The sequence below is a fragment of the Oleiphilus sp. HI0079 genome (assembly GCF_001635105.1).
Map to the genome: position 1 here is coordinate 1 of NZ_LWFT01000496.1, position 308 is coordinate 308.

General features: G+C 37.3%; 1 protein-coding gene. It reads left to right on the top strand.

Features of this window, described 5'->3' with window-relative positions:
• On the top strand, positions 1-308 hold a 308-nt coding region (locus tag A3750_RS26790; protein WP_231871746.1), incomplete at both ends, for a hypothetical protein.

Genomic DNA, 308 nt, shown 5'->3' on the forward strand with positions numbered 1-308 from the left:
ATGTTTCTTTCAATTTTGTCCCAGAAAAATTCATTCTAGAGGATGAGAACGTTGCTGCTTCGATTAAAAATGGACTTGTGCTCAATATTAGAAATACGTCCACTAGTTTTGTAGACGTTACTGAAATGGCAGGTTATTACGACGGCAGGGTGTATAGAGACTTATTGAGTTATCACAAGAAGGAAGGAAGAATTACAATTCCTCCAATGAGTGAAGTTGAGTTGATGTTAGTCCATCTTCGTGACAAGCAGATTCCCGTTGAGAGCAAAAATCAAAGTGTAGAGTATGGCTATTCGATTGCTTATAAA